The sequence below is a fragment of the Myxococcus guangdongensis genome, from assembly GCF_024198255.1.
In the GTDB taxonomy this organism is placed as follows: domain Bacteria; phylum Myxococcota; class Myxococcia; order Myxococcales; family Myxococcaceae; genus Myxococcus; species Myxococcus guangdongensis.
The window spans coordinates 55,051-80,426 of record NZ_JAJVKW010000011.1 but is presented as its reverse complement, the minus strand read 5'-3'; the positions used below and the strand labels follow the sequence as shown (position 1 = coordinate 80,426).

The following is a 25,376-nucleotide window of genomic DNA, read 5'->3' as shown; positions in this document are numbered from 1 at the left end:
GGCTTCCACCCGCCTCATAGCGCGAACGGGGGGCGCGGTCAGCCCTGGTGCCGGGGTGGGTGTCACCTCGTGGATGCATGGGGGCGCCCTCGTGACGGGACTGAAATCACTCGCATGTCAGGGATGAAATATCCCCGCGTCTCTTTTCGCTGAAAGGAGCGGTGACCATGACGACGGCGAACCTGACGAGCCCGATGAACCCCGAGATTCTGAACGACACTGTCAGCGGCATCGATGCGCTCGCGCCCGCCGCGCTACGTCCCGCTCCTCTTCCCGCCCTGCTGGGCGATGCCGCCGGCGGTCGACCGCCCGGAACCTGAGACCCCAGGCCCGTTCCCTCGAGGACGTGGCTGAAGGTACCAGGGCCGGGCTCCCTCCAGAGGGAACCCGGCCCTTCTCACGTTTCGGGCTTCCCGCCCCCAGCACACGCAGCCTTGGCCGAGAGGCGAGGCACCTGAGCGCCACTCAGGACCACGCGGGTTCGACTCCCGCAGGCTGCTTCACGACACACCGCAGGGACGCATCGCAGCCTTGGCCGAGGGGAAAGGCACCTGAGAGCCACTCAGGACCCCGCGGGTTCGATTCCCGCAGGCTGCTTCTTGAAACACATTGGGGTCGTAGCTCAGCGGGAGAGCGCTCGGTTCGCATCCGAGAGGTCCCGGGTTCAATCCCCGGCGGCTCCATTCAATCACTGTTGTTGTTGTCTGTTTTAAACGCCGCGGTAGCCCAATTGGTAGAGGTGCTGCGCTCAGAACGCAGAGGTTGCGGGTTCGACTCCCGCTCGCGGCATGGTGTTTCACGGGACGTAGCTCAGCTTGGAATAGAGCGCGCGCTTGGGGTGCGCGAGGTCGCTGGTTCGAATCCAGTCGTCCCGACTCGCAGCAGGCAGTGGTGGTTTTCTGGATGTAGCTCAGTCTGGCCAGAGCGCACGGTTCGGATCCGTGAGGCCGCAGGTTCAAATCCTGTCATCCAGATGTGCAGTGTTTCATGCTCCGGGATGCGATTGGATCGCAGCACGGCCGTCTACCGTGTGAACAGGGTTCGATTCCCTGTCGGAGCGCTGGCAGCACCCCTTCAGGGACCGTGGTTCAACGGGAGAATGCTCGGACGGCATCCGAGCGGTCCGGGTTCGATTCCCGGCGGTTCCATTCACCTCAGGCGGAGATGGGGGAGCAGATCTCCACCAGCACGCCGTTGAGGTCCTGCACGTAGGCCACCGATTGTCCCCAGGGCTTCTGCTTGGGCGGCTGGACGGGGCTTGCGCCTGCCTTCACCGACTGCTCGTAGGCGCCCGCGACATCGGGCGTGACGAGCGCCACCTCCACTGCGGCGGGAGTCTCCTTCGGCCGGTGGAAGCGCACGGTGAGCCCGTTGAGGCTGGCCATCTCCTCCGACGCGAAGGCCAGGGCGGTGGTGCCCGTCTCCATCTCGCCATACGAGTTGCTCTCGTGGAGGAAGCGCCGCTTCAGGCCGAAGGCCTTCTCGTAGAAATCGAGGGTGGCGGGGACGTCCGGGACGTAGAGGATGACATAACCGAGCTTCATGGGGGGGCTCCGAGGTGGGAGTGAGGACGCCGATGGAGGCGGTCTCTCATGGCCCCGCGGGGGTGTCTTGAAGAAATCGGACGCGGCTCATTCCAGCAGGCCGGTGGGAGACACTCCCGCCAGCTCTCGCACCTCCCGGGTGAAGTGGGCCTGGTCCGAGTAGCCGCAGTCGAGCGCCACGGTGCTCAGTGATGCATGTCCCGCGCGAAGCTGCCCCAGCGCACGTTGGAAGCGCAGCACGCGGGCGAGCAGCTTGGGCGCCGTGCCTGCTTCCTCCAGGATGTCGCGGTGCAGGGTTCTTTCGCTGATGCCCAGCTCGCGCGCCAGCGCGGACATGCGCACCTGTCCCGCCGAGGCCTGGAGACACTGGAGCGCATGGGCGGTCCGGGCCTTCGGCAGGTGCCGCGGCGAGGCATTGCGGCGCAGGAGTTCCTGTTGGAGCAGGGCCTGGGCGTGCTCGAGGGAGCGGCAGGCGGACAGGCGTTGCTGGAGGGCGACGAGGGCCGGCGCGCAGTCCTTCACGGAGACGTTGAGGTTGCACAACTCGCGAGGGCTCACGCCGAGCAGCGCGAGCGCCCAGCCGGGCTTGAGCCGGATTCCGAGGCTCACCGAGCCGGGTGTCTCCTTCACCAGCGCGAAGGACTCCATGGGGCCGACCACCGTCACGCGGGGCTCGTCGCCACGGCCCAGGGCGTGCGCGTCCGGGAAGCGCACGATGAGGTCCGTGCAGCCATCAGGGAGGATGCGGTGGAGGCCCGGAGTGGCGATGGACGGAGTGACGTAGCGCCAGAGGGCGTCCACCCGGTCGGCCATGAAGTCCGGCGGTGCCAGCTCCGTGTATCCACCCTCGAGCATCTCTCGGTCTCCTCCTGGAGGGAGGATAGTGCCGGGCGGCACATTCCGCGCGGGCTTTGGAGCCGGGCGAAGGGGATGGCGCCAGAGAGCTCGCAGGCCGCCGCGCATCGCGTGCTCGCACCTGTGACACGAGCCTTTGTCAGGCGGAAATGGTGACGGCGTCTGTCATTGGCGAAAGGAGCGGTGAGTCTGCCGATGGTGAATCCGATGAGCCCGATGAATCTCAAGCGCAAGAACGACACTGTCCGCGGCATCGCCGTGCTGTTCGCGAACACCGAGCAGGACACCGACTCCGAGGACGAGCTGCTGGAGGGAATCGCTTCCTTCCGCAGCACTCCACCCGGCCGTTGAGCTTCCTGGCTACGTCTCGATGACGTGGCCGGGTGGTTTCAGAGGCCGGGCTCCCGCCCCGTTCGTCTATTGGCGCAGGACACCGCACTCTCTATGCGGGAAGACGGGTTCGACTCCCGTACGGGGCACTCTTCGCGACACCTTCAGGTCCTGTAGCTCAGCGGATTCAGAGCGCTCGGGTGCGAACCGAGAGGCCGCAGGTTCGATTCCTGCCAGGGCCACTGTTTCATCTGTTTCATGCACGCCGAGCCAGCGGGCGACGGCATCGGTTCGACATACCGACTTGGCCGGGTTCGACTCCCGGGGCGTGCACTCCCGAAGTCTTACGCCGTCGCGGATGGGCGCTCCGGCAGCCGCTCCAGCGCGGGCAGCGCATCAGGCCGATCCCACAACACGAAGTGGCTGCACCCGTCGAGCGTCACCACGTCGAGCTCCGGGCGGCCCTTCTGCGCGCTCTCCAACATCGACCTGGAGTCCAGCACCCGGTCCTTCCCTGGGACGAGCACGGTGCCGCGCCGCACGTTGCGGAACAGCGACTCATCGCGCTCCTGGAACCAGTGGGCCAGGTCCACCAGGTTGGTCAGCATGGTCGACACCCGCTTCGGATTGAACGGGAACGCCATGATGAGCTCGCGCTTACGCGCATCCTCCAGCGGCCCCCACGCCCCCCGGTTGTGGCGCGCGATGGGTGCCATGCGCCACAGCGGGATGAAGAACGGCAGCAGCCAGAGCTGCGCCCGCGTCAAGCTCGTGTACGCGCGGGCGCGCGGAAGCACGGGCGCCTCCAGCACCACCTCCACCTTCTCGAACAGGTCCGGCCGCAGCTTCGCCGCCTCCAGCACCACCGCGCCTCCACGCGAGTGCCCATGGACGCGCACGTGGTCCGTCCTCGGCAGATGCTCCAGTGCCTGCACCAGCACGGCGGCATCGTGGGCAATCGTACCCTCCGGCGCGCTCGGCACCTTGGCCCAGGACGCGGACACTTCGCGAGGGCCCGTGATGGGCAGGTGGTAGTCGCAGCTCGTCACCAGGATGAGCTGCAGCCCCGGGTCCTCGTAGTGGCGCGTGAAGTAGCGCATGTCCGCCACGAAGCCGTGCATGCACAGCACGGTGGCGCGCGGGTTCTCACAGCGCCGCTCCGCGATGACCGCCTTGCCCACCCGGTGGATGTGCCCGTCGAAGGCCTCGCTCGGGCAGGGCGTGCACTCGCGGACGAGCAGCCACTGCCGCAGGGCGAGCACGAGGACGACGATGCCGACGAGGACTGCGATGGCCACGGACATGCAAACTCCCAGGGGCCAGGCCACTCGACGGACGGCTCAGCTCGCCTCGCGCATCATATTTCGCGCGATGACCAGCTGCTGAATCTGGCTGGTGCCCTCATACAGGCGGAACAGGCGCACGTCGCGGTAGAAGCGCTCGATGCCGTAGTCCGCGATGTACCCCGCCCCTCCGAAAATCTGCACCGCGCGGTCCGCGACGCGCCCCACCATCTCGCTCGCGAACAGTTTGCAGCAGGACGCCTCGGTGCTGATGTTCTGGCCCTCGTCCCGACGCCGGGCCGCGTCCAGCACCATGCAGCGCGCCGCGTAGGCCTCCATGCGACTGTCCGCCAGCATGGCCTGGATGAGCTGGAACTCCGCGATGGGCTTGCCGAACTGCTCGCGCTCCATGGCGTAGCGCAGGCTCTCGCGGATGAGCCTCTCGGCCACTCCCACGCACACCGCCGCGATGTGGAGCCGGCCCCGGTCCAGCACCTTCATCGCCGTCTTGAAGCCCTGCCCCTCCACGCCGCCCAACAACTGCGTCACGGGGACACGACAGTCCTCGAAGAGCACGTCCGCGGTGTGCGTCCCCTTCTGGCCCATCTTCCGGTCCGACGGACCGATGACGAGCCCTGGGGTGCCCGCCTCGACCAGGAACGCGGAGATGCCCGCGGCCCCCTTCTCGTCCGGGTTGGTGCGCGCCATCACCGTGAACAGCCCCGCCTCGGGCGCGTTGGTGATGAAGCGCTTGGTGCCGTTGAGCACGTACACGTCGCCCTCACGCCGGGCCGTGGTCCTCAATGAGGATGCATCCGAGCCCGCGTTGGGCTCCGTCAGGGCGAACGCGCCGACAATCTCGCCGGAAGCGAGCCGGGGGAGGTACTTGCTCCGCTGTTCCTCGGTGCCGTCCAGGATGATGCCCTGCGAGCCGATGCCGTTGTTGGTGCCGATGAGCGAGCGGAAGGCGGGCGACGTCTGTCCGAGCACGAAGGCCACCTGCACCTCCTGGCTCATGTTCAACCCGACGCCGCCGAACTCCACCGGCGTGGACAGGCCGAACAGGCCCAGGGCTCGCATCTCCTCGATGATGTCCCGGGGGATGGCGTCCTCGTCCGCCACGCGGTGCTCGTTGGGAATCAGGCGCTCCTTCACGAAGCGCTCCAGCATGGAGAGCAGCTGCTCCAGGGTCTCGTCCTCGCGGGCGGTGCGCATGGCGGTCCTTGTCAGCGGCGCTGCAGCGCCGCCTCGACGTTGCGCACCAGGTTCACCAGTCGGGGACCGATGTCCAACAGCAGTCGTTGACGCGGCAGCAGGAACGACGGCCCGCCGCAGTTGAAGGCCAGAAGCCCGCTGCCATCCGGCGCGACGAACGGCACGCCCACCGCGTTGACGTCCCGGTCCCAGTCCCCGACGGAGAGCGTGAAGCCGTGCGTGCGGTACTCCTCCAGCGCTTGCTCGATGCTCGCCTGGAGGCGCGGCCACTTCTCCGGCTCGCGCTTGGCGATGTGGCCCATGAGGTAGCGACGCTCGCCCTCGGGGAGCGCGGCGAGCAGCGCCCGGCCCATCGCCGTGGTGGCCAGGGGGAGCCGAGAGCCGATGTCCAGCCGCAGCGTCACCGCCGCGGTGGAGCGGCAGTGCTCCACGTACACCACGTTGAGCCGGTCCCGACTGCCCAGCGACACCGGGACGTTCGCGTAGTCCGCCAGGTCCTGCATCAGTGGCCGGGCCACGTCGCGCACGCCCATGTTGGAGAGCGCCGCGAAGCCGAGCGCGAGCACCCGCGTGCCGAGCTGGTACTTGCCCAGCCGCTCCGAGTACGTGAGGTACCCCAGCCGCGTCAGCGTATGCGTCAACCGCGAGATGGTGGGCTTGGGCAGCCCCGTGCTCGCCGCGAGCTCCTGGTTGCCGAGCATGGGGCGCTGCGGGGTGAAGGCCCGCAAAATCTCCAACCCACGCGCGAGCGCCGTCACGAATTGACGGTCCTTCACTTCCTCTTCGCTCACCTGCTCCAGCGACTCCACGAAAGGGGCACCGGCGTCACTGGGCGGAGATGAGGGGGCTGCGAAGCGTCTCATGACAGTCCTGACAAGAGCGGGATTGCCATCACGATAAACAGACAGTACAAATGGGTCAAGGTCTGCGAAATTCAGTTTCGCATAGCGAAACAAGGAATATCCAACCATGTCCCACGTGCTCGTCGAGAGGCCCGAGGAAGGCGTCGCCTTGGTGCGACTGCATCGTCCCGAGGTTCGCAATGCATTGGGATTGGAGCTGCGCCAGGAATTGGCGGCGGCCTTCCGGGAGCTGGGCGCGGACGCGGCGGTGCGCTGCATCGTGCTGACGGGTGGGCCGGAGTTCTTCGCGGCGGGCGCGGACCTGCGGGCCCTGGTGGACGCGACGCCGGTGGACCTGTTGCTGCGAGACACCCAGCGGCTCTGGCAGTCCCTGGCGGAGTGCCCCGCGCCGGTCGTCGCCGCGGTGAATGGCTTTGCGCTCGGAGGCGGCTGCGAGCTGGCGATGCACGCGGACATGATTGTCGCGGGTGAGAGCGCCAGCTTCGGTCAGCCGGAGATTCGGGTGGGCATCATGCCGGGGGCGGGAGGCACGCAGCGGCTGACGCGCGCGGTGGGGAAGTTCAAGGCGATGAGGCTGCTGCTCACCGGTGAGCCGATGACGGCGCGGGAAGCGGAGGCCATGGGCCTGGTCACCGAGGTGGTCCCCGACCCGGAGGTGTTGGAGCGGGCGCTCACGCTCGCGCGGAAGGTGGCGTACATGCCGCCCCTGGCCGTGCGCCAGATAAAGGAGGTGGTCCTCGCGGGGCAGGACGCGTCCCTCGCGGAGGCGCTGCTCCTGGAGCGCAAGGCCTTCCAGCTTCTCTTCGCCACGCGGGACCAGAAGGAGGGCATGCGGGCCTTCCTGGACAAGCGCAAGCCCGCCTTCGAGGGACGCTGACATGGTCGACGTCCAATCACCCTTGCTCACGCTGGGACTGGTCGGAACGGGCGTCATGGGCCGAGGCATCGCTCAGCTCGCCGCGCAGGCGGGAATCACCGTCCGCCTGTTCGATGCACGTCACCAGGCCGCGGAGGAGGCCCGCGCATCGGTTGCATCGACGCTCGAGATGCTGGTGACGAAGGGCCGCCTGTCGCCCGAGGAGGCGCGCGCGGCGACAGCCCGGCTCGAACCTGTTGCCTACGAAGCGTCGCTCGCGGGCTGTGACGTGGTGGTGGAGGCCATCGTCGAGGACCTCGGTGCGAAGCAGGCACTGTTCATCCGCCTGGAGGGCATCGTCGGGCCGGACTGCCTGCTGGCCACGAACACCTCGTCGCTCTCGGTGACGGCCATCGCCTCGGCGTGCGAGCGACCGGGCCGCGTCGGTGGCTTCCACTTCTTCAACCCGGTGCCGTTGATGAAGGTGGTGGAGGTCATCGAGGGCGCGCGCACGGAGCCCTGGGTGGGCGAGGCGCTCGTGCTGCTCGCGCGGCGGCTGGGCCACCGGCCGGTGCGCGCGGCGGACACTCCAGGCTTCATCGTGAACCACGCGGGGCGTGGCTTCGGCACGGAGGCGCTGCGCATCCTCCAGGAAGGCGTGGCCTCGTTCGAGGTGATTGACCGCGTGCTGCGTGACGCCGCGGGTTTCCGGATGGGGCCGTTCGAGCTGCTGGACCTCACGGGGCTGGATGTCTCGCACCCGGTGATGGAGTCCGTGTACGAGCAGTTCTACCAGGAGCCGCGCTTCCGTCCGTCATACCTGCTGCGTCAGCGGCTCGTCGCGGGACTGCTCGGGCGCAAGAGCGGGCAGGGCTTCTACTCCCACGAGGGGGGACGGCCTCGAGCCGTGCCGGAGCCCGCGCTTCCGAAGGGAGAACAGCGGCCGGTGTGGGTGGCCGCCGATGAGCCCGCATGGCGCGATGCGCTGCTGGCCCTGGTGCGCGCGGCGGGTTGGTTCCCGGACGACGGTGAGCATCCCGCGCCGGAGTCGCTGTGCCTCGTCGCGCCGTTGGGCCGGGACGCCACCACCACGGCACTGGCTCTGGAAGTGGACCCCGAGCGCACGGTGGCGGTGGACCTGTTGTTCGGTCCGGAGCGCCGGCGCACGGTGATGACGACGCCGGTGACGCGGCCCGCGTTCCTGGACTCGGCGCTCGCGCTGCTCGGGGCGGACGGAACGCCGGTGGCGCGCATCCATGACAGCACGGGCTTCATCGCGCAGCGGGTGCTCGCCACGGTGGTGAACATCGCGTGCGACATCGCGCAGCAGCGCATCGCGAGCCCGGAGGACATCGATGCCGCGGTGACGCTCGGGCTGGGGTATCCGCGCGGACCGTTGGCCTGGGGTGATGCGCTCGGTCCGCGACGCGTGTTGAAGGTGCTGGAGGCCATCCACTCGGCCTCTGGAGACCCGCGCTATCGCGCGAGCCCGTGGTTGTCCCGCCGAGCCCGACTCGGTGTCTCCCTCCTCACGCCGGAGAGGTGATTCGCATGAGCGCCTATATCTACGATGGGTTGCGCACGCCGTTCGGCCGTCACGCGGGGGCGCTGGCTCCTGTTCGCCCCGATGACCTGCTCTCGGGAGTCATCCGCGCGCTGCTCACGAGGGGGCCCTTCGAGCTGGGGGACATCGAAGACGTCGTCATCGGCTGCACCAACCAGGCGGGGGAGGACAGCCGCAACGTGGCGCGCCACGCCGCGCTGCTCGCGGGGCTGCCCATCGAGGTGGGCGGTGTGACGGTGAACCGGCTGTGCGGCAGCGGTCTCGCGGCGGTGCTGGATGCGGCGCGCGCGGTCATGACGGGGCAGGGTGAGCTCTTCGTCGCCGGAGGCGTGGAGAGCATGAGCCGCGCGCCCTTCGTGTTGCCCAAGGCCGAATCGGCGTTCAGCCGCGACGCCCAGGTGTTCGACACGACGATGGGCGCGAGGTTCCCGAATCCCCGGGTGGTTGCTCGCTTCGGCGGTGACACGATGCCGGAGACGGCGGACCACATCGCGCGCGACCTGGGCATCGGTCGCGTGGCCTCCGACCGGTTCGCGCTGGCTTCGCAGCAGAAGTTCGCGACGGCTCGGGCTCGGGGTTTCTTCACGGGAGAGCTGGTCCCCGTGGAGCTGCCGGGGCGCAAGGGGGTCATCACCACGGTGACGGTCGACGAGCATCCCCGTCCGGACACGACACTCGACAAGTTATCCACACTCAAGCCGCTGGCCGCGGACGGTGTCGTCACGGCGGGCAACGCCTCGGGCATCAATGATGGCGCGGCGGCGCTGCTCGTCGGCTCGATTTGTGTGGGCGAGTCCGTGGGGTGCAAGCCGCTGGCGCGCATCGTCTCGGCCGCCATCGCGGGGGTTCCACCGCGCACCATGGGATTGGGGCCTGTTCCGGCCGCGCGCAAGGCGCTGGAGCGCGCGCAGCTTGCGCTGTCGGACATGGATGTCATCGAAATCAACGAGGCCTTCGCCGTGCAGGTGCTCGGCTGCCTCAAGCTGTTGGAGCTGGGCGATGACGACAGTCGGGTGAACCCGAACGGTGGAGCCATCGCCGTCGGGCATCCACTGGGAGCGTCGGGGGCGAGACTGGCCCTGACGGCGGCGCGGCAGCTCCAGGTCTCCGGTGGGCGCTACGCGCTCGTCAGCATGTGCATCGGGGTGGGGCAGGGCATCGCTGCGATCCTCGAGCGCGTGTGAGTGGCTTCCTCTTCTGACGTTGGGAGAATCGAATGCAGGTCTACGACAAGCTCTACATCCAGGGTGAGTGGGTGGCGTCGCGAGGCGGTGGGCACATCGACGTGCTCAGCGCCTCCACCGAAGAGGTGATGGGGCGTGTTCCCGAGGGCACGGCGGAAGACGTGGACCGCGCGGTGCGCGCGGCGCGTGCGGCTTTCGAGGCATGGGCATCCCTGCCTGTCCCGGAGCGGGCGGCGTTCTTGCGGAGGCTCCAGGCGGGACTGACGGAGCGACAGGATGCGCTCGCGAGGACGATGACGGGCGAGGTGGGCATGCCCCTGGCGTTGTCGAAGGCCATCCAGGTGGGCACGCCCATCACGGTGACAGGGACCTACGTGCAGCTCCTCCAGGAACACGCCTTCGAGGAGCAGGTGGGCAACTCGCTGGTGGTGCGCGAGCCGGTGGGCGTCGTCGCCTGCATCACGCCGTGGAACTATCCGCTGCATCAGATTGTCGCGAAGGTGGCGCCGGCGCTGGCGGCGGGCTGCACCGTGGTCCTCAAGCCCAGCGAGGTGGCGCCGCTCAACGCGTTCATGCTCGCGGAGATCCTCCACGAGGCGGGGTTGCCGCCTGGGGTCTTCAACCTCGTGTCCGGAACGGGGTCGGTGGTGGGCGAGGCGCTCGTGCGCCACCCCGAGGTGGACATGGTGTCCTTCACGGGCTCGACGAGAGCGGGGCGCCGGGTGTCGGAGCTGGCGGCGGCCACGGTGAAGCGCGTGTCGCTGGAGCTGGGGGGCAAGTCCGCGTCAATCATCCTCGCGGACGCGAACCTCAAGAACGCGGTGAAGCGGACGGTGGGCAACTGCTTCCTCAACTCGGGGCAGACGTGCACGGCGCACACGCGCATGTTGGTGCCTCGGGCGTTGCATGAGGAGGCGGCGCGTCTCGCCGCGGAAGTGGCCGCGAGCTTCACCGTGGGCGACCCGTTCAAGGGGGAGGCGAAGCTCGGTCCCGTCATCTCCGAGGCGCAGCGTGCGCGCGTGCGTGAGTACATCCAGCAGGGCATTCGTGAGGGCGCGAAGCTCGTCGCCGGTGGCCCCGAGCAGCCCGAGGGCCTGCCGAAGGGTTACTACGTGAAGCCCACGGTCTTCGCGGGCGTGACCACGCAGATGACCATCGCGCAGGAGGAGATCTTCGGCCCCGTGCTCGCCATCCTGCCGTACGACGACGAGGACGACGCGATCCGCATCGCGAACAGCACCCTCTACGGTCTGGCTGGCGGCGTCTGGTCGGAGGACGTGGAGCACGCGAAGCGAATCGCGCGCCGGATGCGCACCGGACAGGTGGACATCAATGGCGGGCGCTTCAACCCGCTGGCGCCGTTCGGTGGTTACCGACAGTCCGGGAACGGTCGAGAGCTCGGCCGCTACGGGCTGGAGGAGTTCCAGGAACTCAAGGCGATGCAGCTCTGACGCAGTCCCCTCTCTTCCGAGTCAGGAGTCCCCATGAAGGCCGCGGTGTGTTTCGAGAAGGACGTGCTGACCGTCACCGACGTGAGCTTCGAGCCGCCGCAGGCGCGCGAGGTGCTCGTCCGCATGGTCGCCTGTGGCGTCTGTCACACGGACCTGTCGGTGGTGAACGGCACGGTGAAGATGAAGCTGCCCTGTGTGTTGGGGCACGAGGGCGCGGGCATCGTCGAGGAAGTGGGGGAGGAGGTCACCCATCTGCGGAAGGGGGACAAGGTCGTCCTCTCGTGGGTGGCGCAGTGTGGCGAGTGCTACTTCTGTCGCATCCAACGGCCGAACCTGTGCGAGCTCGGCGAGCGCATCAACGCGGGCAACCGGATGCCGGACGGGAGCACGCGGCTGCGCAAGGACTCGCGGGAGCTGAACGTGTTCTCCGCGCTGGGAGCGCTGTCGGAGTACGCGGTGGTGCCGGCGAGGGCGGCGGTGAAGCTCCCCGAGGATGCGCCGCTCGACAAGGCGGCGCTGGTGGGCTGCGCGGTGACGACGGGCGTGGGGGCGGTGTTCAACACGGCGCAGATGCCGCCAGGGGCCACGGTGGCGGTGTTCGGCACGGGCGGCGTGGGGTTGAACATCATCCAGGGTGCGGTGATTGCCGGCGCCGAGCGAATCATCGCGGTGGACGTGCACCCGAAGAAGCTGGAGTTCGCCAAGGTGTTCGGCGCGACGGACGTCATCGACGCGACGAGCGTGGACCCGGTGGTGGGCATCCGCGAGCTGACGCGAGGGCGAGGCGCGGACTATGCGTACGAAGCGGTGGGCCGCAAGGAGACCATCGAGCAGGCCTACCAGTGCACGCGCAAGGCGGGCACGTGCGTCGTCGTCGGCGTGGGGAGCGTGAAGGAGCAGATCTCCCTCAACGTCTTCGTGCTACCGCTGTTCGAGAAGCGGCTGCTCGGCTCCTGGTTCGGCACGGCGGACGTGCACCGCGACATGCCTCGGCTGCTGGACCTCTACAAGCAGAAGAGGCTCAAGCTGGATGAGTTGGTGACGACGACGTACACGCTGGACCAGCTCGACCGGGCCTTCACGGACATGAAGAACGGAGTGAATGCCCGGGGCGTGGTCCTGTTCTGACGGGGCACTCAGTCGGCTACGTGCCATTCCGGCCCTGGGGGGACCTTGGAGGCTCCCAGGGCCTCGAGCGCGCATGACTCCAATGCATCAAGGGTTTCCGTGCGACGCACCCAATCGGGGCCGCCATGTTTTCCAGTCCGCGCCTCCCACTGGCCCTTGTGGTGGTGCAGATAGACTGCCCTGTCGAAGTACCAGAAGTCGGCTGGATTGGACTCGCTATCACTTGATGCCGTCTCGAATGCCGCACGTTTGGGCTGCGTGGTGACGAGAATGCCTGAGGGAACGAAATAGGTTCGTCTCAGGATGCGGAAGCCCCTGGCTTCGAGACGTCGTCCGAGCTCGTCGAGGAGTTCCTGGTACTGGGTCGTCATGGGGTCCCACGACCGACGCTATGCCGCCCGGCGGTATGGGCACCAGGGGCAAGGCATCGAGCCCACTGGTGCCACACTGATTCCCACCCGCCCTAGAAGAACACGTGCGTGAACCGAGCGCCGATGAACTGGCTCTTCGTCACGCCCTCGGACGCGGCGACGTCCGGCTGGAACTGGAGCATCAGCGTGGAGGCCTTCTCCAGCCGGATGCCCATCGTCAGCCGCAGCGACTGCACCGTGGTGCTCTTGGCGATCTCCAGCTCTCCCGCCGGCGTGTCGATGGTGCGCTTCCCCGACGCCTCGACGATGTAGCCCGCGCCCGTGAAGAACGTGGAGGACAGGTCCATGCCCAGATGGAAGATGCCGCCGAACGATGGCGCCTGGCTCATCACCACCTTCGAGCCACCCTCCGCGCTCGGAATCAGGAACTCGTCGTTGTCACCCTGGAACGCCACGCTGCCCATCAGCTCCGCCGTGAAGATCTTCTTGAAGCGCTGTCCCGCGACCAGCTGCGGACGCACCACCCACCGGTTCGCGCCGATGTTCACCAGCCGGTTGCTGTCATAGCTGCCCACCGGCACGGTGACGTACGGCGTGAGCGCGAACCACGTGTGCGTGTTGTCCTCCGCGTTCTGCACCAACCCATATCCAATGGTCGGGATGTACGTCACATCCCCCACGCCCGAGGCGCGCAGCGCCGTCTTCGGCCCCGAGGGCGCCGCCGGGTTTCCCTGGAACACCGTCACGTCCACTACCGGCAGGCTCAAATCCAACGGCACCACCACCAGGTCACCGAACTTGAGCACGTACGTGGCGCGGAAGGCCGCTTGGAGTTGTGAGAAGTCACGCTCGCCGGACGCGGAGACGTGACGCAGATACATGTTGGTGATGATGCCCCGGTGCGGGACGAAAAATCCCGCCTCGTAGTCACGCAGGTCCGCCTGCTGGGCCTGGGCCCCGGTGGCCGAGAACAGCACTGCGAACAGGACACTGAGCAGCATGCGCTTCATGGTGATTCCCTCCCTCGAGGAACGTCTTCGATACGATTTGCGTCAGTAACGGAACGGCCACGCCTGGAAGTACCGGCGGACCCGCAGCCACACGCCGAAGAGCCCCAGGGGCTCGAGCACCAGCACCAACACCACCACCAGCGACAGCAGCACCGTCGACTGCTGCGCGGACGTGAGCTGGTTCACGAAGGGAATCGCGCCGCCCACCGTCTCCGCCAACGGGCTCAGGAACGTGAACGCGAGCGCGCCGCTGACGGCGCCGAACACCGTGCCCACCCCGCCCAGCACAATCATCGCGATGTACTGAATGGAGAGGTTCAAATCGAACGGCGGCTCCACCGTGATGTATTGCTGCTGGAACGCGAACATCGCCCCCGCGATGCCCGCCAGGAACGACGACACGCCGAACGCCTGCAGCTTCGCCCGCGTCGTCCCCACCCCCAGCACCTCCGCCGCCAGGTCCTGGTCCCGCACCGCCATCATCGCCCTGCCACTGTCCGAGCGCTGGAGGTTCTTCGTCAGCCACACCGTGAACGCGGCGAGCCCCGCGAAGAGGAAGTACAGCTTGCGCTCGAAGCCGAAGCGCACGCCGCCCACGCTCCACGCGGTGCTCATCGACGCCGCCGCGCCTGTCTCGTCGCGGAACCACCAGTACATCGGCACCGCCGTCCCGCTCAGCCCGCTCGTCACCTCCGGATACGCCAGCAACACGTGCTGCGTCAGGAACACCAGGCCCAGCGTGACGATGGCCAGGTACAGCCCCTTGAGCCGCAACGCGAACGCGCCAATCACCACGCCCACGAGCGCGGACACGCAGCCCGCCAGCGGCAACGCCAACCAGAACGGCCACCCCAGCTTCGTGCCGAGCACCGCCGCCGTGTACGCGCCCAGCGCCAGGAACGCCGCGTGCCCCAGGCTCACCTGTCCCGCGAAGCCCGTGAGCACCATCAGCGACGCGGCGCCCACGATGGCCACCAATCCCAGGTTGCCCACCGTGAGCCACCGCGTGCTCACCAGCCACGGGTAGCTCAACCCCACGGCCCATGTCAGCAGCAGCCCCGCCCGCTGCCACAGGCCGGGAAAGAGCTTCAGGTCGTCCTCGTACCGAATCACCAAGGGGCGCGTTGGCATGATGTCGTCTCGCGCGCGTCGTCAGACGCGGCGCACCTCGTGCTCGCCCCACAGCCCGCGCGGACGCAAGACCAGGAACAGAATCATCGCGGCGTAGGGGAAGACGGCGTGGAGGTTGTGCCCGAAGGCGCCCAGGTGCGGATTCACATACGCCTGGGACAGCACCTCCAAGAGCCCCAGCATGAACGCGGCCACCACCGCGCCCACCACCGACTCCAGCCCGCCGACGATGATGGCGGGGAACGCTCTCAACGCCACGTAGCCCAGGTTCGAATCCACCGAGCGCGGGAACATCCCCAGGAACACACCCGCCACCGCCGCCGTCGCTCCCGCCAGGAACCACGTGAAGCCGAGCACCCGGCCCACCGGAATCCCCAGCACCAGCGCCACCTCCTGGTTCTCGCTCGCCGCGCGCATCGCCACGCCCAGCGGGGTTCGCTGCACCAGCGCGTGCATCCCCACCAGCACCACCGTCGTCGCGCCCAGTGACACGAGTGAGGACAGCAGCACGGTGGCGTTGCCCACCTGCACCTCCGCCATCGCGTCCCACGGCGTGGGCATGCCGCGCGTGTCCGTGCCGAACGCGATGACGATGCCCGCGCGCAGCAGCAGCCCCAGGAACAGCGTCAGGATGATGGTGGTGAACACAGGGCGCCCCACCATGCGGCGCAGCACCGTGCGCTCCAGGAGCGCGGCCAGTCCGCCGGTGAGGCACGCGGACGCGGTGAGCGCCAGCCACCAGGGCAGCACCTCCACGAGCGCCGTCATCAGGAACGCACCCAGCGCGAGCAGCTCGCCGTGCGCGAAGTTGAAGAGTCGGGAGGCCCGATACACCACGGAGAAGCCCAGGGCGATGAGCGCGTAGCTCGCCCCGAGCGCCAGTCCGGAGATGCCGAGCTGCAGAAGCTGCGTCATTCGCGTGTCCTCGCGTACATCTCGTCCACCAGCTTGGCGTGCAGCTCGAGCACCGCCTTGCGGCGCACCTTGAGGGACGCCGTCACCTCGCCCGCGTCCTGCGTCATCTCGCGCTCGAGCAGTCGGAACGTCCGCACCTGCTCCACGCGCGCCAGCGTCTCGTTCGCGCGCGTGACCTCCTCCTCGACGAGCTTGCGCACCTCGGGCCGCTGCGTGAGGTCCGTGTATGAGGTGAAGGCCAGCTTGCGGCGCAGCGCCCAGTCCGCCACCGTCTCCGGGTCCACCTGCACCAGCGCGGTGACGAACGGCCGCCTGTCCCCGATGGCCACCGCTTCCTTGATGTACGGGCTGTTCTTCAGCGCGTTCTGGATGCGCTCGGGCGACAGGTTCTTCCCGCCGGAGGTGATGAGGATTTCGCGCTTGCGGCCGGTGATGCGCAGATACCCGTCCGCGTCGATTTCGCCCAAGTCTCCGGTGCGCAGCCAGCCCTGCGCGTCACGCACCTCCGCGGTGGCCTCCGGCTTGTTGAGGTAGCCGAGGAACACGTTGCTGCCGCGCACCAGCACCTCGCCGTCCTCGTCCAGCCGGCACTCCACGCCGGGCACCGGACGTCCCACGGTGCCCAGCCGCGTCGCGCCCGGGATGTTGAGGTGGCTGGTGCCCGCGCTCTCCGTCTGCCCGTAGCCCTCGTAGATGCGGACGCCCACGCTGTCGTACCAGGCGAGCAGCTCCGGGGAGATGGGCGCCGCGCCGGAGATGGGGAAGCGGCAACGCCTCAGCCCCAGTCGCTCCTGGAGCGGGCGGTAGACGAGCAAGTCGCCCACGCGCCACACGAGCGCGTCCCACCAGCGCCGCTGTCCTGTCCGCTCGCGCTCGCGAATCCCAGCGCCCAGGCGAGTGAAGGTCTCGAACAAGGTGCGCTTGAGCCACGAGGCGTCGCGCATCTTCACCATCACCACCGCGTGCATCTTCTCCCAGATGCGCGGCACACCCAGGAACACCGTCGGGGACACCTCGGCCACGTCCTGCTGCACCGTCTCCAGCGCCTCACCGAAGTGGACCTGTCCCCCGACGACCAGGGGCAACAGCAGGCTGAACAGCTTCTCCGCGACGTGACACAGCGGCAGGTACGAGACGACGCTGTCCTCCTGTCCCAACCCGAGCTGGGAGGTGAACGTCGCCGAGCCCTCGAGCATGTTGCGGCTGGAGACGAGCGCGCCCTTCGGTGAACCCGTGGTGCCCGAGGTGTAGATGACCATCGCCGGCTCATCCGGACTGCGCGCCGCGAGCTGGGCCTTCAGCCACTCGGGCTCCCGCTCCAGCAGCGCGCGGCCTTCCTCCAGGAAGCGCTCCCAGAGGCGCAGCCGCGAGTCCTCCACGCCGCGCAGGCCCCTCGGCTCGACGACGAGCACGTGCTCGACGGAGGGCGTCTCGCCGGCGACGGCGGCCACCTTGTCGTACTGCTCCTGGTCCTCGCAGAGCACGACGCGACAGCGCGCGTCGTTGAGGATGTACGCCACGTCCGCGGCGGGGTTCGTCTGGTAGATGCCCACGCCGCGCGCGCCGACCACCTGCGCGCCCAGGTCCGTGAACAGCCACTCGGGCCGGTTGTCGCTGAGGATGGCCACCGAGTCCCCGGCGCGCACGCCCAGCTCCCACAACATCCTCGCCGTCCACCCGACGCGCTCCAGGTAGCCCTGGAAGGACAGCTCCCGCCAGAGGCCCAGGCGCTTCTCTCGGATGGCCACCGCGTTCGGGTGTTGCTCCGCGCGCAGGTAGAGCTGGCCCGGCAGGCTCAGCGGCAACGCCGTGCTCATGCCGCCACCGCCCCGCCGACATAGGCGCTGAGCACGCGCGAGTCCTCACGCAGCGCCGAGGGCGGCCCGTTCGCGATGACGCGACCGCGGTCCAGCACCGTCACCTGCGTGGCCAGGTCCATCACGAAGCGCAGCTCGTGGCCGATGAGCACCTGTGTCACCCCCAGCTCGTGACGGATGTCGAGCAGGTGGTTGGCCATGTCCTCGGTCTCCTCCTGGTTGAGCCCGGCGGTGGGCTCGTCCAGGAGCAGCAGCTTCGGCTCCATGCACAGCGCGCGGCCCAGCTCCACGCGCTTGCGGATGCCGTAGGGCAGCACCGACACGGGCATCCACCGGTAGTGCTCCAGCGAGAGGAAGTTGATGACCTCCTCGGCCTTCTCGCGATGACGGACTTCCTCCTGCCTCGCGCCGCGCGTCCAGAACAGGTGACGCAAGAGCCCCGTGCGGTACTTCGGATGTCGGCCGAGCAGCAGGTTCTCCAGCACCGTGAGGTGCTCGAAGAGCGCCAGGTTCTGGAACATCCGCGACACGCCGCGACGGGCAATCTCCGGTGGCTCCAGGCCCGTGAGCGCCTGTCCCTCCAATCGCACGTGCCCCTCCATGTGGCGGTGGATGCCGCTGACGCAGTTGAAGAGGCTGCTCTTGCCCGCGCCGTTGGGACCAATCACGGCGTGCAGCGCGCCGGCCTCGATGCAGAACGAGACTCCATCCAGGGCTCGCACCCCGGAGAAGGACAGGCCCACGTCGTCGAGCTCCAGCAATGCCATGCTTCACCCTTCACGGTTTCACGACAGCCAGCGACGCTTGCGGCGGTAGCGCTTCAGCTCGTGGTAGCCGCGCTGCCCCTCGCGGCCGAAGCCCAGGTAGAACTCCTGCACGTCCGGGTCCTCGCGCAGCTTCTCGGCGGGACCGTCCAACACCACCTTGCCCGTCTCCAGCACGTACCCGTGGCTGGCCATGCCCAACGCCACGCGCGCGTTCTGCTCGACGAGCAGCACCGACACCCCCTCGGCGGCGATGCGCTGAATCAGCTCCGACACCTCGCCCACCGCCTTCGGCGACAGGCCCAGGAACGGCTCGTCCAACAACAGCACCCGGGGCCTGCGCATCAACCCTCGACAGATGGCGAGCAGCTGCTGCTCACCGCCGGAGAGGTAGCCCGCCTTCTGTCGCCGCCGCTCGCGCAGCACGGGGAAGCGCGAGTAGGCGGACTCGACCAGCTCCTTGCGCGCCTGTGCGCCCATGCCGAAGCCGCCCGCGAGCAGGTTCTCCTCCACGGACAGCTCGCCGAGGATGCGCCGGCCCTCGAGCACCTGCACCACGCCCGCGTGCACACGGCCATCGGTGGACAGGGCCAGCAAATCCCTCCCGGACAACTCCACGCGGCCCTGGGTGATGGCGCCGTCGTGCAAATCCAACAGGCCACTGATGGCGCGCAGCGCGGTGGACTTGCCCGCGCCGTTGGGGCCGAGGAGGGCCACCACGCCCTGGTGGGGGACCTCCAGGGTGATGCCTCGCAAGGCACGCACCGCCGAGTGGTAGACGACCTGGAGGTTCTGCACGCGCAGCAGGGGAGGACTACTTGCTGTCATCGGCGGCCTTCGCGGCGGGCGTGCCCAGCGCCTTGGGCGGCGCGTAGCCCGCGATGACGCTCCAACTGCCCTGGTCCAACACGGGCTTGAGCACCCGCACCTCCAGGGCCGTCGCGTAGGGGAAGCGGGACAGGTCCACCGGCTCCGCCGTCATGCCGCCCGCGGTGGTGCGCTGGATGTTCTTGAGCGCCTTGAGGTAGCCGGCGCGCGTGACGTCCTTCGCCTCGATGGCGGCCTTCAGCGCCTCCAACTGCACGCGGCCCTGGACGTAGGACGCCAGCGTGTAGAAGTCCTTCGGCGTGTCCGGGTACTTCGCGTGCAGCGCGACGAAGTCCTTCATGCCTGGCACGTCATCACCCCAGAAGGTGAGCCCGGTGGCCCAGTAGAAGTTCGCGAAGACGGGCGCGGGGATGACCTTCGGGTCGAAGAAGCGGTCCACCCACGCGGGCGTCTGTCCAATCCAAGTGGGCTGATACTTGAGCTGCGCGGCGGTGCCGAGGATGGGACCGGAGGCCCCGGGCAGCACCGTGAGCAGCACGTAGTTGGCGCCGGACTGCTGGAGCGCGGTGACGACGGCGGCGAAGTCCTTCTGGCCCGGCGCCACGCTCTGCTGCGAGACGACGGTGACGCCGTGGTGCTTCGCGGCCTCCGTCCACCCCTCCAGTCCGTCCTTCCCGTAGTCGTCGCCCTGGGCGACGATGGCGGCCTTCACCTTGTCCGCGCCGCCCGCGTGCTCCACCGCCCAGTCGAGCGCGCGCATCGCCTCCAGCTTGTAGGACGCGCCGATGGGCGGTGTGTACTGGTGCCGCGCCATCTCCGAGGACTGCGACGCGGGGAACGCGACCAGGTTGTCCGCGGTGAGCTTGTCGCGCAGGGGCAGGGTGTTGGGCGTGCCGAAGCTGGTGCCCAGGAACAACACCTGCTCGTGGATGTCGCTGTACGCCTGCACCGCGTTCTGCGGGTTGTAGGCGTGGTCGCGCTCCACCAGCTCCACGCGCCAGCCTGGCGGCAACAGCCCCGAGTCACCCGCGTTCACCTGCCTCGCGAGCAGCCGCTTGCCCGCGGCGAAGGGCTTGCCGATGGCGGCGCCAGGACCGCTCTCGTCGTTGAGCGCGCCGATGTAGACGACCTTCTTCTCCAGGTCGACACCCTTGTCTGTCTTGATGTCCGACGCGGCGGCGGGACGCGTCTGCGTGCCCTCCGGCGTCGGCGCTTCGTCCTTCTTGCAAGCCATCAAACAGAAAGCTGTCGCCAGGAGTCCGACCACGAGCCGTTGCATCGCAACCTCCCCGTCAGATTCGTGGCGGCACAGTAACCACACTCGCTCGGAAGAGAAAAGACAGTCACCGGTAATTCGATGGCTGGATTTCGCAGGGCGGAACTTCTCGATGGGGTGTTTTGACTGTGTTTCGCACGGCGAAATGTCTCGGGCGGATGCTGCAACGCGCAAGGCCGCGGCGCGCAGTCTGGATGTGCTTTGTCAGGAGGGGCGGACGGGGACACGCGTCGATGGCGGTCCTCCCAGTCCATCGAACACGTGGCCCCTCCGGGCGTGGCGGGTTCCCACGAGGTGGAAAGCCACGTGTCTCGCGCGCGGCGGAGCGCTTCAGTCCAGCGACGACTCCGGCAGCGCGGTCTCCGACGTGACGATGCCATCCGCGTCCGCGTAGAGGTGGTGGCCGGGGCGGAAGGTGACACCCGCGAAGCGCACCTCGACGTCGCGTTGGCCCTCGTTGCGCTTGAAGCTCTTGAGCGGATGCGTGCCCAGCGCCTTCACGCCGAGCGCCATGCGGCCCACTTCCTCCGAATCACGGATGCAGCCGTTCACCACCACGCCCGCCCAGCCGTTCTGCTGCGCGAGCAGCGCCAGCTGGTCCCCCACCAGCGCGCAGCGACGACTGCCACCGCCATCCACCACGAGCACCCGGCCGTTGCCCTTCTCCTCCAGGGCCTTGCGCACCAGGGAGTTGTCCTCGGGGGCGCGCACCGTGCTGATGGGGCCGGTGAACATGGTGCGCCCGCCGAAGTCGATGAAGCCGGGCTCGGCGACCTGGAAGTGGGCCGTGCCCGCGTGCGTGTCACACAGGTCCGCCGTCTTGAAGTCCATGGGTCTGCTCTCCTGGGAAGGGTGGCCTCGGGGGCCGTCGTCGTCACAGCGCTGTATCACCACCATGTCCAGTCCCCGGGACATCGGCGTCACGCCGATGTGCGTTCTGGTGTGATTCCCCGGGGATACGTTGACGACGGGTCAACGCGGGCGGCCCTGGGGCTGGCGGTCGATGGGCCGCAGAAGGGGCGGGCATGGAGGCGCGCCACTCGGAGGGAGGCTCGCCTCGCGCCGCGTGCTATGGAACCTCCATGAATCACGCTCACAGCCAGTCCCTGTTCGCCCGCGCGCAGGCGCGCATCCCGGGCGGAGTGAACTCCCCGGTGCGCGCCTTCCGTGGCGTCGGAGGAGACCCCGTCTTCTTCCGCGAGGGCTCGGGCGCCTGGCTCACCGACGTGGACGGCAACCGCTACGTCGACCTGGTGGGGAGCTGGGGGCCGCTCATCCTCGGCCACGCCTACCCGCCCATCGTCGAGGCCATCATCGAGTCGGCCCGTCGCGGCTCGTCGTTCGGCGCGCCGCACGCGGGCGAGGTGGAGTTCGCGGAGCTCATCTGCGCGACGATGCCGGCGGTGGAGATGGTGCGGCTGGTGTCCAGCGGCACCGAGGCCACCGTGGCCGCCATCCGCGTGGCGCGTGGCTTCACCGGCCGCGAGCACATCCTCAAGTTCGAGGGCTGCTTCCACGGCGCCGGAGACCCGTTCCTGGTGAAGGCGGGCAGCGGCGTGGAGACGCTGGGCCTGCCGGACTCGCCGGGCGTGCCGGCGGCGCTGGCGAAGCTCACGCTCACCGCGCCCTTCAACGACCTGGCCGCGGTGGAGCGCATCTTCGAGGAGAAGGGCCAGGACATCGCCTGCGCCATCATCGAGCCGGTGGTGGGCAACATGGGCGTGCTGGTGCCCAAGCAGGGGTACCTGCAGGGCCTGCAGGCGCTGTGTCAGAAGCACGGCGTGCTGCTGGTGCTCGACGAGGTGATGACGGGCTTCCGGCTGGCGCGCGGCGGGGCGCAGGAGCTGTACGGGCTGAAGCCGGACCTGACGACGATGGCCAAGGTGGTTGGCGGCGGCATGCCGCTGGGCGCCTACGGTGGTCGCGCGGACATCATGCGCAAGGTGGCGCCGGCCGGGCCGGTGTACCAGTCGGGCACGCTGTCGGGGAACCCGGTGGCGGTGGCGGCGGGGCTCGCGTGCCTCAAGGCGCTGGCGGCGCCGGGGACGTACGCGCGGCTGGAGCAGGTGAGCCGGATGTTGGAGGAGGGCTTCATCGCGGAGGCGAAGGAGGCGGGGGTGCCCGTCACCGTCAACCGCGTGGGCAGCATGCTGACGGTGTTCTTCACCGAGCAGCCGGTGTTTGACTACACGAGCGCGAAGACGTCGGACACGGGGCGCTTCGGACGCTTCTTCCACGCCATGTTGGATGCGGGCGTGTATCTGCCGCCGAGCCAGTTCGAAGCGGCCTTCGTCTCGTTGGCGATGGGCGAGGCGGAGGTGGCGCACGTGCTGGGAGCCGCGAGAAAGGCCTTCCGCTCGCTTGGCCAGACCGGTTGAGCCTCCGCCCCTGGAGGGGCCCGTTCGTTTCGGTCCCTACACCCTGGTGCGCCGCATCGGCGCCGGGGGGATGGGGGAGGTTTTCCTCGCGCGCGAGGAGGGGCCTCGGCGCGCCTGTGTGGTGAAGAAGGTCCTGCCTCAGTTGATGGAGAGCCCCCAGTTCGTGGGGCGCTTCCGCGACGAGGCCCGGGTGGTGGTGCGGCTGGCGCACCCGAACATCGCCCGGGTGTATGCGATGGGCGAGGTCGAGGGGCAGCTCTACCTGTCGATGGAGTACGTGCGCGGCAAGACGCTCAGCCGCCTGTCGTATCGGCTGCGGCAGCTCGCGCGGATGATGCCGTTGGGCATCGTGCTGCACCTGGGCGAGCGGCTGTGTGAGGGATTGGCGTACGCGCACGACGCGACGGACGCGGAGGGGCACCCGTTGCATCTGGTGCACCGGGACTTGTCTCCGGCGAACGTGTGCATCAGCTACGCGGGCGAGGTGAAGATCATCGACTTCGGCGCGGCGCAGTCCACGCTGAAGGAGCAGCAGACGGCGCCCCGGGTGGTGATTGGGAACCTGACGTACATGTCGCCGGAGCAGGCGCGGAAGCGCTTCGTGGACCGGCGCGCGGACGTGTACGCGGTGGGCGTGTTGTTGTGGGAGTTGTTCGCGTGGAAGCCGTTGTCACAGCGGGGAGACCCGGTGGAGCGGTGGCGGCGCGCGGCGTATCCGCAGTGGGAGCCCGCGGGGAAGCATCGACAGGGGTTGCCGTCGAGCATCGAGGCGTTCCTGGCGAAGGCGCTGACGTCCGAGCCGGCGCAGCGCTTCCCGGACGCGGCGGCGATGGGCGCGGAGCTGGCGCGCTTGAAGGCGAAGCTCGCGCCTGGGGTTGGGGACGCGGCGCTCGGGAAGCTGTTGGCGCTGGTCTTCCCACGAGAGAAGAAGGCGGAGGAGGCGCTGCTCGAGGAGTTGCTTCGCGAGGAGGCGAAGCGCACGAACACCGAGCCGCAGCTCGTGGCCACCCTGGCGCCGCCGACGGCGCTCGCGTTCGAGCACAACGCCATCTACACGCCGGATGACTTCGTCCCGTCCGAGCGGGTCCAGGTGGGCCCCGCGCCGACGGCCGACGACGACGAGACGATTCGTGAGCGCGGTGGGGTCGCGAGGTCGGGCGGCGACGCGACGATTCGTGAGCGGACGGGCATCGGCGATGACGAGCCGACGCACGCGATGGGCAGACCTGGGCGCGGCGATGAGGTGCCCACGCTCCGGGGCGGTCGCACGGGCGTGAGTGGCATCGAGCCGTCGCGTCTCGGTGGTTCAGCAGGTCCGGGCGACGACGAGCCGACGCGTGCGAGGGGTAGGCCCGGGCGCGCGGATGAAGCGCCCACGCTTCGGGGCGGGCGAACGGGCACCCTCGATATCGCGCCGGTGCGTGTCGGAGGCTCAGCGAGTCTCGGCGATGACGAGCCGACGCATGCGAGTGGCAAGCCCGGGCGCGGAGATGACCTCCCCACGCTTCGTGAAGGAGGTGCGGGCCCTGGTGATGATGAAGCGACGCACGCGAGTGGTCGGCCCGCGCTCGGCGACGACGTCCCCACACTCCGCAGAGGAGGCGTGGGCTCGGGTGACGATGAGCCGACGCACGCGAGCAGAAAGCCCGAGCTCGTAGACGACATCCCCACGCTTCGCGGTGGGAGCGCGTCGCCGAGTGATGCCGAGTTGATGCATGCGCGCGGGAACCCTCGGCTCGGAGACGAAGTCCCGACGCTTCGGCGAGGGAGCACGGGGCCGGGCGATGATGAGCCGACGCATGCTGTTGGCAGACCCGGTCGCGGAGCTGACGAGCCGACTCCCACGCAGGGAACTCGAGGCCCTGGCGACGAGGAACCGACGCGCACGGAAACCGATGGGCGCCGCTTGGGGCACGCGGGGCCGGACACCGAACCCATGCGCGGTATGGGGCGCACAGGAGGGCCCGGGGACGACGAGCCGACCCTCGCGATGCGAGGCCCCATCCCCCCCACTCCGAGCCGTTCGGACTCCGCGCAGGGAGAAGGCTGGCGACTCGCCGACGAGGACGAGCCCACCGCGGTCGCCGTGCCTCCGCGTGTGGTGACGGCCGACCCCTCCATCACCCTCCCGTTCGATGCCGAAGCCATCGAGTCGCGGACCGCTCAATACGGCGTCGACACCGGGGCACCGCGAGCCGCGCCTCAGCCCCCGAAGGCCAAACCCTCCATCGAGGCCACCGAGGCGCTCGATGCAGCGAAGGTCCTGGTGGCCATCGAGCAGCAAGCCCACGCCGCGCGGGCCAGTCCCCCCAGGTCCGAGGACACCGTGACTCCCGCCATGCCGAGCACGCACCCCAGGCGCGCGCCACGGGAGACGCAGGTGGGCTTCGGCATCGACATCTCGCAGACGGTGGCCACCCAGGCCATCGAGGCTCGCAGGCTGGAGCTGGTCCGAGCCATCACCGGAGAAGACGAGGCGCCCACCGTCGAACCCGAGCGCTCATCCGGAGGTTGGCTCCAGGCGCCTCGACTCGGGCTCGCCCTGGCGCTGTTCGTGGGCGCGGCCCTGGTGGGCCTGCTCGTGGTCTGGATGACGGTGTGGCGATAGGCCCG

23 protein-coding genes and 9 tRNA genes are annotated in these 25,376 nt (G+C 68.8%); 18 read left to right on the top strand and 14 right to left on the bottom strand.

Annotated elements, in window-relative coordinates:
* Positions 1 to 167: 167 nt before the first annotated feature.
* The 8 genes from LXT21_RS29940 to LXT21_RS29905 all read left to right on the top strand — a co-directional run bounded on the left by LXT21_RS29940 (position 168) and on the right by LXT21_RS29905 (position 1,148).
* Complete coding sequence (locus tag LXT21_RS29940) at positions 168 to 320, top strand: hypothetical protein (RefSeq protein ID WP_170300441.1); 153 nt, start codon at positions 168 to 170, stop codon at positions 318 to 320.
* A 108-nt stretch (positions 321 to 428) separates the two neighbouring features.
* Positions 429 to 500, top strand: a tRNA-Gly gene (locus LXT21_RS29935).
* A gap of 25 nt (positions 501 to 525) precedes the next feature.
* Positions 526 to 597 (top strand) — tRNA-Gly (locus tag LXT21_RS29930).
* A 14-nt stretch (positions 598 to 611) separates the two neighbouring features.
* Positions 612 to 683 (top strand) — tRNA-Ala (locus LXT21_RS29925).
* A gap of 32 nt (positions 684 to 715) precedes the next feature.
* Positions 716 to 789, top strand: a tRNA-Leu gene (locus tag LXT21_RS29920).
* A gap of 10 nt (positions 790 to 799) precedes the next feature.
* Positions 800 to 875 (top strand) — tRNA-Pro (locus LXT21_RS29915).
* A gap of 24 nt (positions 876 to 899) precedes the next feature.
* A tRNA-Pro gene (locus LXT21_RS29910) sits at positions 900 to 974 on the top strand.
* A 103-nt stretch (positions 975 to 1,077) separates the two neighbouring features.
* A tRNA-Ala gene (locus LXT21_RS29905) sits at positions 1,078 to 1,148 on the top strand.
* Between the two features lie 6 nt (positions 1,149 to 1,154).
* Here the strand turns inward: LXT21_RS29905 and LXT21_RS29900 are convergent.
* Both LXT21_RS29900 and LXT21_RS29895 read right to left on the bottom strand, forming a co-directional pair.
* Positions 1,155 to 1,544 (bottom strand): VOC family protein, encoded by a 390-nt coding sequence (locus LXT21_RS29900; protein WP_254041614.1) that lies wholly within the window; start codon positions 1,542 to 1,544, stop codon positions 1,155 to 1,157.
* An 87-nt stretch (positions 1,545 to 1,631) separates the two neighbouring features.
* Positions 1,632 to 2,399 carry a helix-turn-helix domain-containing protein gene (locus tag LXT21_RS29895; protein WP_254041613.1) on the bottom strand — a complete coding sequence of 256 codons (768 nt, stop codon included), beginning with the start codon at positions 2,397 to 2,399 and terminating at the stop codon, positions 1,632 to 1,634.
* A 207-nt stretch (positions 2,400 to 2,606) separates the two neighbouring features.
* On the opposite strand from LXT21_RS29895, the gene LXT21_RS29890 reads away from it, so the two are divergent.
* From LXT21_RS29890 to LXT21_RS29880, 3 genes are all read left to right on the top strand, one after another.
* Complete coding sequence (locus LXT21_RS29890; RefSeq protein ID WP_254041612.1) at positions 2,607 to 2,750, top strand: hypothetical protein; 144 nt, start codon at positions 2,607 to 2,609, stop codon at positions 2,748 to 2,750.
* Between the two features lie 55 nt (positions 2,751 to 2,805).
* Positions 2,806 to 2,878: transfer RNA gene (locus tag LXT21_RS29885), tRNA-Glu, on the top strand.
* 18 nt (positions 2,879 to 2,896) lie between these two features.
* A tRNA-Arg gene (locus LXT21_RS29880) sits at positions 2,897 to 2,971 on the top strand.
* Positions 2,972 to 3,073: 102 nt separating this feature from the next.
* On the opposite strand, the gene LXT21_RS29875 is transcribed toward LXT21_RS29880, so the two are convergent.
* The 3 genes from LXT21_RS29875 to LXT21_RS29865 are packed head-to-tail and all read right to left on the bottom strand — an operon-like array spanning position 3,074 to position 6,018.
* On the bottom strand, positions 3,074 to 4,033 hold the full coding sequence (locus LXT21_RS29875) for an alpha/beta hydrolase (RefSeq protein WP_254041611.1): 960 nt from the start codon (positions 4,031 to 4,033) through the stop codon (positions 3,074 to 3,076).
* A gap of 36 nt (positions 4,034 to 4,069) precedes the next feature.
* Positions 4,070 to 5,227, bottom strand: coding sequence for an acyl-CoA dehydrogenase family protein (locus LXT21_RS29870; protein ID WP_254041610.1), 1,158 nt, complete (start codon positions 5,225 to 5,227; stop codon positions 4,070 to 4,072).
* Positions 5,228 to 5,238: 11 nt separating this feature from the next.
* On the bottom strand, positions 5,239 to 6,018 hold the full coding sequence (locus LXT21_RS29865) for an IclR family transcriptional regulator (protein WP_254041609.1): 780 nt from the start codon (positions 6,016 to 6,018) through the stop codon (positions 5,239 to 5,241).
* 178 nt (positions 6,019 to 6,196) lie between these two features.
* Here LXT21_RS29865 and LXT21_RS29860 point away from each other — a divergent pair, with 178 nt between their 5' ends.
* The 5 genes from LXT21_RS29860 to LXT21_RS29840 are packed head-to-tail and all read left to right on the top strand — an operon-like array spanning position 6,197 to position 12,273.
* Entirely contained in the window at positions 6,197 to 6,967 is a 771-nt protein-coding gene (locus LXT21_RS29860) for an enoyl-CoA hydratase (RefSeq protein WP_254041608.1), read from the top strand.
* 1 nt (position 6,968) lies between these two features.
* Complete coding sequence (locus LXT21_RS29855) at positions 6,969 to 8,492, top strand: 3-hydroxyacyl-CoA dehydrogenase (protein WP_254041607.1); 1,524 nt, start codon at positions 6,969 to 6,971, stop codon at positions 8,490 to 8,492.
* A 5-nt stretch (positions 8,493 to 8,497) separates the two neighbouring features.
* Positions 8,498 to 9,694, top strand: a complete 1,197-nt coding sequence (locus LXT21_RS29850; RefSeq protein ID WP_254041606.1) for a 3-oxoadipyl-CoA thiolase — start codon at positions 8,498 to 8,500, stop codon at positions 9,692 to 9,694.
* Between the two features lie 32 nt (positions 9,695 to 9,726).
* Positions 9,727 to 11,145: an aldehyde dehydrogenase family protein gene (locus LXT21_RS29845; RefSeq protein WP_254041605.1), complete on the top strand. Its 1,419-nt coding sequence runs from the start codon at positions 9,727 to 9,729 to the stop codon at positions 11,143 to 11,145.
* A 33-nt stretch (positions 11,146 to 11,178) separates the two neighbouring features.
* Positions 11,179 to 12,273: a Zn-dependent alcohol dehydrogenase gene (locus LXT21_RS29840; protein WP_254041604.1), complete on the top strand. Its 1,095-nt coding sequence runs from the start codon at positions 11,179 to 11,181 to the stop codon at positions 12,271 to 12,273.
* Positions 12,274 to 12,281: 8 nt separating this feature from the next.
* On the opposite strand, the gene LXT21_RS29835 is transcribed toward LXT21_RS29840, so the two are convergent.
* The 9 genes from LXT21_RS29835 to rraA form a co-directional block, all read right to left on the bottom strand.
* The gene (locus LXT21_RS29835) at positions 12,282 to 12,644 is read right to left on the bottom strand and encodes a hypothetical protein (protein WP_254041603.1); all 363 of its coding nucleotides are present in this window, start codon (positions 12,642 to 12,644) and stop codon (positions 12,282 to 12,284) included.
* Between the two features lie 92 nt (positions 12,645 to 12,736).
* The gene (locus LXT21_RS29830) at positions 12,737 to 13,654 is read right to left on the bottom strand and encodes a transporter (RefSeq protein ID WP_254041602.1); all 918 of its coding nucleotides are present in this window, start codon (positions 13,652 to 13,654) and stop codon (positions 12,737 to 12,739) included.
* Between the two features lie 42 nt (positions 13,655 to 13,696).
* On the bottom strand, positions 13,697 to 14,785 hold the full coding sequence (locus tag LXT21_RS29825; RefSeq protein ID WP_254041601.1) for a branched-chain amino acid ABC transporter permease: 1,089 nt from the start codon (positions 14,783 to 14,785) through the stop codon (positions 13,697 to 13,699).
* Positions 14,786 to 14,806: 21 nt separating this feature from the next.
* The gene (locus LXT21_RS29820; RefSeq protein WP_254041600.1) at positions 14,807 to 15,700 is read right to left on the bottom strand and encodes a branched-chain amino acid ABC transporter permease; all 894 of its coding nucleotides are present in this window, start codon (positions 15,698 to 15,700) and stop codon (positions 14,807 to 14,809) included.
* Entirely contained in the window at positions 15,697 to 17,517 is a 1,821-nt protein-coding gene (locus LXT21_RS29815) for an AMP-dependent synthetase/ligase (RefSeq protein WP_254041599.1), read from the bottom strand. Before LXT21_RS29815 ends, LXT21_RS29820 begins: the two co-directional genes overlap by 4 nt.
* Positions 17,514 to 18,284 (bottom strand): ABC transporter ATP-binding protein, encoded by a 771-nt coding sequence (locus tag LXT21_RS29810; protein ID WP_254041598.1) that lies wholly within the window; start codon positions 18,282 to 18,284, stop codon positions 17,514 to 17,516. The genes LXT21_RS29815 and LXT21_RS29810 overlap by 4 nt, the downstream gene beginning before the upstream one ends.
* An 18-nt stretch (positions 18,285 to 18,302) precedes the next feature.
* The gene (locus LXT21_RS29805; protein WP_074948513.1) at positions 18,303 to 19,109 is read right to left on the bottom strand and encodes an ABC transporter ATP-binding protein; all 807 of its coding nucleotides are present in this window, start codon (positions 19,107 to 19,109) and stop codon (positions 18,303 to 18,305) included.
* Complete coding sequence (locus tag LXT21_RS29800) at positions 19,096 to 20,343, bottom strand: ABC transporter substrate-binding protein (protein ID WP_254041597.1); 1,248 nt, start codon at positions 20,341 to 20,343, stop codon at positions 19,096 to 19,098. Before LXT21_RS29800 ends, LXT21_RS29805 begins: the two co-directional genes overlap by 14 nt.
* A gap of 372 nt (positions 20,344 to 20,715) precedes the next feature.
* A complete protein-coding gene (gene rraA / locus LXT21_RS29795; protein ID WP_254041596.1) occupies positions 20,716 to 21,216 on the bottom strand; it encodes a ribonuclease E activity regulator RraA in 501 nt (166 codons plus the stop codon).
* Positions 21,217 to 21,467: 251 nt separating this feature from the next.
* Here rraA and hemL point away from each other — a divergent pair, with 251 nt between their 5' ends.
* Both hemL and LXT21_RS29785 read left to right on the top strand, forming a co-directional pair.
* Positions 21,468 to 22,763, top strand: a complete 1,296-nt coding sequence (hemL, locus tag LXT21_RS29790; protein WP_254041595.1) for a glutamate-1-semialdehyde 2,1-aminomutase — start codon at positions 21,468 to 21,470, stop codon at positions 22,761 to 22,763.
* Positions 22,747 to 25,371, top strand: coding sequence for a serine/threonine protein kinase (locus tag LXT21_RS29785; RefSeq protein WP_254041594.1), 2,625 nt, complete (start codon positions 22,747 to 22,749; stop codon positions 25,369 to 25,371). The genes hemL and LXT21_RS29785 overlap by 17 nt, the downstream gene beginning before the upstream one ends.
* Positions 25,372 to 25,376 lie beyond the last annotated feature (5 nt).